Origin of the sequence: Amycolatopsis sp. NPDC051903 (assembly GCF_044452505.1) — a bacterium.
Lineage (GTDB): Bacteria > Actinomycetota > Actinomycetes > Mycobacteriales > Pseudonocardiaceae > Amycolatopsis.
The window spans coordinates 21227-29013 of record NZ_JBITBT010000067.1; the positions used below are offsets into that span (position 1 = coordinate 21227).

Genomic DNA, 7787 nt, shown 5'->3' on the forward strand with positions numbered 1-7787 from the left:
AAATTCAATCTGGTTGGGACCAGAGCCACCGCCGGCCGCACTCCGCTTCGACAGGGCGACAACTCCACGCATGCCAAGTGACGCAGCGGCGATGGCCCCTCCGCTCACCGGAACTGTCCGGCCGATCGGGGCAACCGGCCCCGGCACCTGCAAGCCCAAAGCCAGGCTTCCGAGCGATCACCACCCCCGGCCAGCCCCGGAACGGCGGCAATCGACCAACGACGCCGGACCGCGCCAACGTCGAGCCGACGCCACCGCCTGCACCGGTGACCAGCAACGCGCTGCCGTCCCTGGTCACAAGCCCGGTCGAATCCCTGCGACCAGACGAGGCGCAAGGCGTCGAGTTCAAAGAGCCACACACGGCCATGACTACGACGTCATACGCCCAACCCGCCAATGCCTCGGCTGCGCTGTTCGGGCGAACGTAGCCAGGCTCACCGTCATGGCCCCGGAACTGGTGCATCGGTTCATCGTGCCCCCTCCTCGACCACTGCCCGGGTCAGCGCCATCCTCAGCAGCGACGGTGGACGTGCTCGCGCAATGGATGACCACCGGCAGACCCACCCAGCCCTCTCCCCCACCCCACCCCAACAGCGGGTTGCGATTCGCCTTCTACGGCCGCACCTCAACCCTGCGCCATCAAGACCGCGTGTCCTCCCACGGCTGGCAACACGACATGGCCGACCACCTCATCACCGGCCACGGCCGAATCATCGCGGACTACTTCGACGCCGGCACCTCCCGCCGCACCCCCTGGCCACAACGACCCCAAGCCGCCCAGCTCATGACCATGATCGCCAGCACCGACCCGGCGATCGACGCGATCGTGGTTGGCGAGTATGAACGCGCCTTCACCGAAGGCCAGTTCGCCACGATCTACGCCTGGTGCACCCGGCACGGCATCCAGCTCTGGCTACCCGAAACAGACGGACCAGTCGACCTCGGCAACCGTGACCACCGCGCGCTCATGGCGCTGCTAGCCACCCAATCACAACGCGAAGTCCTCCGCGCCCGCCACCGCGTACTGGCAGCCATGCACAACCAAGCCACCCAGCAAGGCCGCTACCTCGGCGGACGACCCCCCTACGGCTACCGGCTCGTCGACGCCGGACCGCACCCCAACCCCGCCGACGCCCGCTGGGGCCGGCGCCTCCAACGCCTCGCACCCGATCCTCGAACAGCACCACACGTGAGCTGGATGTTCCGGCAGCGCCTCGCCGGGCACAGTGTCGCCAGCATCGCCCGGCATCTCAATGAACGCGGGATCCCCTGCCCCGCCAGCGCCGACCCCGACCGCAACCGCCACCGAACCCGCAGCGCCTGGACACTACGCACCGTCGCCGTCATCCTCGCCAACCCTCGCTACACCGGACGCCAAACCTGGAACCGCCGCGCCAATGGAACAGGCAATCCGAGATCAACGCCGGCGCTGTCGACCGCGGCTGCGCACCCGGCGCTCGTCACAGAGCAGGATTTCGTCGCCGCGCAGCAGATCCGGGCACCACGACCGACCAGAGACAACCGGCCTCGCCAGTTCGCACTCGCCGGCATGATCCACTGCGGCGTTTGCCACCGACGTCTGGACTCTCACTGGAACCATGGACGCCCGACCTACCGTTGCCGTCATGGCCACACCAGCGCTCAAGGCGCAACCCAACCCCGGCCGAAGACCTTGTACGTTCGCGAAGACCATCTCATCGAACAGATCAACATCCGCGTCGGTCACCGAAGCACCGAAAGTCAAACCACGCCCGAGCCTGACCGAACACGGAGCAGTCGCGTCGCAGCAGAGCTACGGGACTCAGGAAGGCTGATCATCTTGGACAACACCGGATGGCGACTCGAAACGATCAACTCGACCTGAGCCCCGCACCAGACAGAAACCCCAAGATCGCGTTTCGCGATCCGTGGGGTAATACTGTGTCCGAGACGATCTTGCACGCTAACCACAACACTCCGGATTCCGGGCTGACCTGCAGGTTCTCACTTGGCGGCCCCGAAGCCACCCCACGCCCCATGGGGTAATTGAGTGTCCGAGTCCGAGTCCGAGTCCGAGTTGCGGCTGCCTGGATGAACTGAACCACAAGTATCCGGCATCCATAGGTCGCTCGATCGAGCAGCGCCGTTCGCCTGCCTCCCGATAGGATCTGTTAACGTATCCGAAACGCGTGGTTCTATTCAGGTTGTCGGTCAAGCCGAAGCAATGCCGATCACGATGAGAACTGTCGCGCCGAGGGCGCTCAAAGCGAGAACTTGCGCGATGAGGCCGATGCTCACACACGCTGCTTTAAAGGCATTAGCTCGGCGGAGCGTGTGCACTGTCCGCGAATGCAGGGTCGCAACATTGTTGCGTGCGTCTACTTCGTCATCGGTCCAATGCTCGTTCAGCATGCGATCCAGGGTCGTGGACGCGGCCAGCGCATAGTGCCGGTTCCAACCCGCGACGATTCCGCTCGCGGCGGCGCATACGAAGAGAACTATCGCGGCCACGAGAACGGCGAGCGCACCGGCCGGCACACGGACCGTTGTCCCGGCCTTTGCGACGGCGGCAAGCCCGGTGAGCAGCGTGACCAAGGCACCCGAGGTAGTGACCAGCGCTTGCCCGCGGGCGTCGTAGGCCGACCGCCGTTCGCGTTCTGCCTTTAGCTCACCTTCGATGAACGCGAGGTAGACGGCGCCCTGATCGCTCACTCGCGTCCGCCGGGGTCCGGCCGGACGAACTTGGCGAACACCGAGTCCTCGCCTCCTCGGACGTGCTCGACCTCAAGCCAGGATTTGTCGGCGGGCGGGCCTTTCGGTTCCTCGACGGGGCCGGAGGTTTCAGTGTCGTCGGCCATGATGCACTCCCGGGTCGATTCAGGACGGGCCTGGTGCCTCGCGCCTCGGCGAAATACTAGCCCGGTCTGCACTGCCGGACGGGCGGAACGGGCGTCCGCGAGTCGCCTACCCGCCCAGGTGCGTGTGCGCCGCCCAAAGTGTCGGGTTCTCCGGATAGTCCTTCCGGAGCCGCTCCAGAGCCGTGTGCAGGGCTCGCGCGGGGCCGTCGGATCCAGCGGCAGCGTTTCGGTAGAAGTCGCGGCTGACCCGAGCGGCGATCGGGTCGAGGACCGGCCACAGAGTCGCGACGACGTGGCGGAAGCCAGCGGCTTGAAAAGCCGACCCGAGGTGGATCGCTTCGTCCGGAATCCGCAATCCAGGTGTCGCTGTCGAGCAGGCTGACAAGAACGCGAGGTCCGCGTTCTCCAAGCGCAACGCGCTGATGTCAGCTGCAGTGAAGGGCCGCCTTTCGTGGTCGTGCAGCAGCAGTCTGCTCGATGAGGGATCGAGGACATTTCCGCCGCCATGGCAGGCGAAGTGCGCCCACGAACAGCCGTGCAAACGGGCTAGGACGTTGCTGCGGGTAGCCTCAGCTGCTCTGAGGATCTCCGCCTCGACCGCGTGCGCGGCCACCGCGTCGGCTTCCTCACCCGTGTGCCGGAGCGGGTCCTTGCCGGGAGTTTCCGGCATCGCGACTACCAGTGCCCGGCCCGGTGTAGCGGGGATCGCCGATTTCCGCTGGAGCGCTCGCAGTGTCGGAGCGTACGACGAGACGACGTAGTCCATCGCTCCCGTACCGCGGTGCTGGGCAGCGTGGATCGGCAGGAATCCGAGCAATCCGGTAGGTACCCACCACACACGGGGCAGTTGATCATGCGCCTGGGTGAAGCCCAGACGTTCCAGTACAGGTTCGACCACCGCTCGCCACAGCCAGTCGAGGACCTCGGTCAGGACGCGGTCTGCTACAGGCTTGCCGGGCCTCCGGCTCGCGAGCCGGAGGAATCTCTCGACCTGGACGCCGGTGTCTGACAGGGTCGCCAGCGGGAGCGGAACCACCTCGATTGTCCGCCCGGTCCGGATGACCGCGTCGGACCGATATCCGCTCAGGTTGAGCAGGACGACCGGTCCGGGCAGTTCCGGGCTGCCGTCACCGGCCGGCGTGGGCTCAATGCTCGCGAGGGCTTCGGCGAGCAGCACGCCCCGTCCTTGTTCGAGCAACGCCACCGCACGCTCGGCTTCGCCGGCGTGGATGGCGCAGGCGGCCGCGTTGCGCGCGAGGTCGCTGAGTGTGGACAGCCAGTGCTCGCGGGTCTCCCGGCGCAGTCCGGCAGAGGCCAGCTCAGGCACCAACGCCAGCGCACCCGCGAACGCGTCCGCAGCTTGATCCCACACCTGCTGCTTGGCCAGTGACAATCCGTAGTTCATGGCACCGCGCATCCGCTCGACAGCGCTCCCGCTGGATTCGGCGGCCTGCTGCAACGCGGCAGCTGCCACCCGCCAGTCCGAGGGATCGCCCCTCCGGTCGTAACGCGTGCGCGCCGCCATCCCCAAGTTCGCGAGGAGCGCCGCGTGCATCAGGTGTGCCTTCGGAGTTGTCTTGACCAGCTGTTCGCCGATGGCCACCGCCCGATCCAGGTCGCGCGGATCGTCGAAATGGTTGTACCGGTGACGGAGCGCGCCACCCAGACTAGTAAGCGCCTTGGCGGCGGAGAGACTACTGGCCGGCTCGGCTTTCACCAATCGTTCCATCAGCTCGACAGCTTCGTCGTTGTCGGACCGCTTTGTTGAGACCATCAGCGCCCAACCGAGCGCATTGATGGCTGCGCGGGATTCGGGCGCCAACTCGCAAGCACGACGCGCAGCGGCGAGAGCGCGGGCCAGGTCTTCGCCTTTGCTGGTGTGTTCGAAGCGCGCCACCAGGGCATTGGTCAGGTTGATCAGGCAACCCTCGTGATCCGACATCTCGTCGCCGAGCGCGGCGGTCAGTGCGGGAAGTAGAAGGTCCACTGCACGGTCCAGAAAGGCGAATTCGCCTGAACGAGCGAATTTCTGCCGCCAGGCGTCACTCAAGACGGCGGTCACGGCGGCCCGGTCGACGCTGTCGTCCGGGGAGGGATCGGTCAGTGGGCCGAGTAGCGCGATCGCTTCGTCGACGTCGCGCTCGTTCCCGCTCAGCTCGAAACGAATGACGAGGGCGGTACCGAGCAGGTTGGCGCTCATCGGATCCGCCGCGTCGCCCGCTCCCGAGGCCAGAGCCTCTCGAGCCACGACGATCCATCTTTCGAGGTCGGGTCGCTGTTCGGTCACCACATACCGATCCTGCAGAGCGAGCGCCAGCCAAATCAGGCGACCGGCGCGGTCCGCGGCACCCTGCTGAGTCGCGTCGACAACCTGTTCACCTGCCCCGACAAGGTCGTCCAGAACCGAAGTGTCGCCGGGTGCGGAGTGCGCTCGCCGAGCCATCTGCACCAGGCAGAAAAGCACCCATCGCTCGGCTCGATCAGGATGGTGTTCCGCCGTGGCCGACGCGATGCGCCGCAGCCACTCGACAGCTCCTGCAAGATCATTGGCGACCTCGCCCGCGTACAGCGCGAACTTGGCCTGGACTCCCTCCGCCAGGAAAAGGAACGCCCGGGTCAGGTCGGGATCGTCCGGATCCGAGTTCTCGACCGCTGCCTGGCCGACACTGATCATTCGGTCGAGGTACTCAGGTTCCTCAGTGCGCGTCCACATCCTCGACAGCGCCGACGCGAGATCGGCGTGCCTGCGTACGCGATCAGGCTCGTCCTGTCCCGTCCTGGCGACGGCGTAGCTCAGATGCCGGACAGCGTCGTCCAAGTCCTGCTGCTGCTCCGGAACGACGCCGTCGAACCGGAGCAGCAGAATCACTCCGAGATACCACGATCTCGCGGGAAGGTCCTTGTCACGCTTGTTCACTCCCCCGACCGAAGCCTGGCCCGCTGCAACGGCGATGTCGATGTAACGTCGGTCGCCGGTCTCCGTGAACAGCTGCCCCTGCATGACGCACAACCACCCAGACAGCTCCCGGTGCTTCGCGTCGCCGATTGTCGTGCCCTTCAACGCCGTCTTGAGGACCGCTATAGCTCGGCGGAGTGCGGTGACATCGCCATGAGCCTCGTAGCGCTCAAAGAGCGAGATTGCCTCGAAGACCCGGACTTCATGCTGAATATTTCGGTTCACTACCTGAATCTACCGCGAACCGTGAATCGGCGCTCGATATCCTATGAGGAATTATTTAGAGCTTGTCTCATTTGGTGAGTTTCTTGTAGCAGGTGATGCTGGCGGCGAGGGTGAGGAAGGCGAGGTGGTGGCTGGCTTTGTATTCGTAGCGGATGGTGAGCCTGCGGTAGCGGAAGAGCCAGGCGATGGTCCGTTCGATCACCCACCGGTGTTTGCCGAGCTTGTCACCGGAGTCGATGCCCTTGCGGGCGATACGCGGGATGATTCCGCGCTGGCGCAGCCAGGCGCGCAGGGCGGGGATGTCGTAGGCCTTGTCAGCGTGCAGCTTGGTCGGTTTCCGACGCCGGGGCCCCCGACGGGAGCGGATCGCCGGGAGTGCGTTGACCAGGGGCTTGAGCGCGTGGCTGTCGTGGGTGTTCGCCGCGGAGATTCCTACTGTCACGGGCACGCCGACCCGATCGGACAACACGTGGATCTTCGAACCTGGTTTGCCCCGATCAACCGGGCTCGGCCCGGTCAAACCGCCCCCTTTTTGGCCCTGACAGATGCTCCATCCAGGACCGCGCGTGACCAGTCGATCAACCCCCGGCCGCCCAGTTCGTCCAGCACCGCCTGATGCAACTGCCGCCACAGCCCGGCCTCGGTCCGCTCAGTGAACGTGGGGTGCGCCGTGGGCACCGACACCCCGAACGACGGCGGCAGGTGCCGCCACGCACAGCCGCTGGTCAGTACGAAGACGATCGCCGCGAACACCGCCCGCGGATCCGTCCGTGCACGCCCACCACCCTGCGGACGCTCCTTCTCCGGCGGGATCAACGGTTCCACCAACGCCCACAACTCATCAGCACCAACCGTTGCGACAGCGAGTCGATCACAGCACGAGATCATCGCAGCCCAACCGGAAGGATCCAAACGAGACACGCTCTTATTACGGCGCCGGCTGCCAGCGAGAGTCATTCTACACGTCTGGGCCATTGCCCACCTCGTTCGCCCTTTATCATCGGGATTCACAGCTGGGGCGGGCCGATCGGGGCGGCTTTTCGCAGCTGGCGACACACGCCGCTGACTCCTATCGTTGAAGCGAATGGTTAGGTCTGTCGTTCCAGTCAGTCGGGCTGCCGGCGCTGCGGGATGTCGATGGCCTATGACCAGTTTGGCGCGGCCCCGATGGGCGAGAAGTCGGCGCTGAGGCGGAACCGAGTACCCGCTGCGTGAATCCCCCGGATCCGGCGGATCTGGGCACGCAGGAGAACTGAGTGCGCTTATCGACATCCTTTCGCGCCGGCCGCGGCGAGTCGGTCAGCGACCTGCCCGCCGAGCCCGAGGAACTGGTCGCCAACGTGCTCGGCCGACGCGCCGAGGTGACCCCCGACGCGGTGGTGCGTTACGGCGGGGCAGTAGTGGTAGGCCGTCCGGGTTCCGATCAGGCGCCAAAGTGGACAGCTCGCCGAGCGGTTTACCCTACTATGGGCCACCGGCAGGAGTGAGCTCTACATGGGGGATACACACGTGCGTGCCTGGATGGTCCGTGCCGGAAGGCAGGGCGAGCGTGAGGGGTTGGCGCTCGCTGAGGGGCTCGTCATCGCTGGGTGGGAAGAGGTCGGGGACCTTTCGCACATCGCCGACCGCGAGCAACTCCGTGCGCTGCTGGTGCGGGTGTATCCGGACGTCAGCCGCTAAGTGATGTCTCGTAACTGATGCTGTTGTTGGTGTTGCTGGGTGTTGCGGTCAGCCAGCGAGGAGGATGTTGTGCAAGTGTGCGATTCCGG

5 protein-coding genes are annotated in these 7787 nt (G+C 65.8%); 1 reads left to right on the plus strand and 4 read right to left on the minus strand.

Annotated features, from left to right (window positions below):
* Nucleotides 1-523 precede the first annotated feature (523 nt).
* A complete protein-coding gene (locus ACIA77_RS51090; protein ID WP_395893497.1) occupies nt 524-1864 on the plus strand; it encodes a recombinase family protein in 1341 nt (446 codons plus the stop codon).
* Between the two features lie 326 nt (nt 1865-2190).
* On the opposite strand, the gene ACIA77_RS51095 is transcribed toward ACIA77_RS51090, so the two are convergent.
* The 4 genes from ACIA77_RS51095 to ACIA77_RS51110 all read right to left on the minus strand — a co-directional run bounded on the left by ACIA77_RS51095 (nt 2191) and on the right by ACIA77_RS51110 (nt 6906).
* Nucleotides 2191-2691 carry a hypothetical protein gene (locus tag ACIA77_RS51095; protein WP_395893498.1) on the minus strand — a complete coding sequence of 167 codons (501 nt, stop codon included), beginning with the start codon at nt 2689-2691 and terminating at the stop codon, nt 2191-2193.
* Entirely contained in the window at nt 2688-2837 is a 150-nt protein-coding gene (locus ACIA77_RS51100; RefSeq protein WP_395893499.1) for a hypothetical protein, read from the minus strand. Before ACIA77_RS51100 ends, ACIA77_RS51095 begins: the two co-directional genes overlap by 4 nt.
* 106 nt (nt 2838-2943) lie before the next feature.
* Complete coding sequence (locus ACIA77_RS51105; protein ID WP_395893500.1) at nt 2944-6018, minus strand: CHAT domain-containing protein; 3075 nt, start codon at nt 6016-6018, stop codon at nt 2944-2946.
* Nucleotides 6019-6085: 67 nt separating this feature from the next.
* A protein-coding gene (locus ACIA77_RS51110; RefSeq protein ID WP_395893503.1) for an IS5 family transposase occupies nt 6086-6906 on the minus strand; the annotation gives its coding sequence in 2 pieces (ribosomal slippage) (nt 6086-6538 and nt 6541-6906; 819 coding nt in all).
* Between the last annotated feature and the right edge of the window lie 881 nt (nt 6907-7787).

Excerpts from the sequence above, each read along its gene's own strand:
- ACIA77_RS51100 (WP_395893499.1), bottom strand. The coding sequence starts at position 2,837 with ATGGCCGACGACACTGAAACCTCCGGCCCCGTCGAGGAACCGAAAGGC.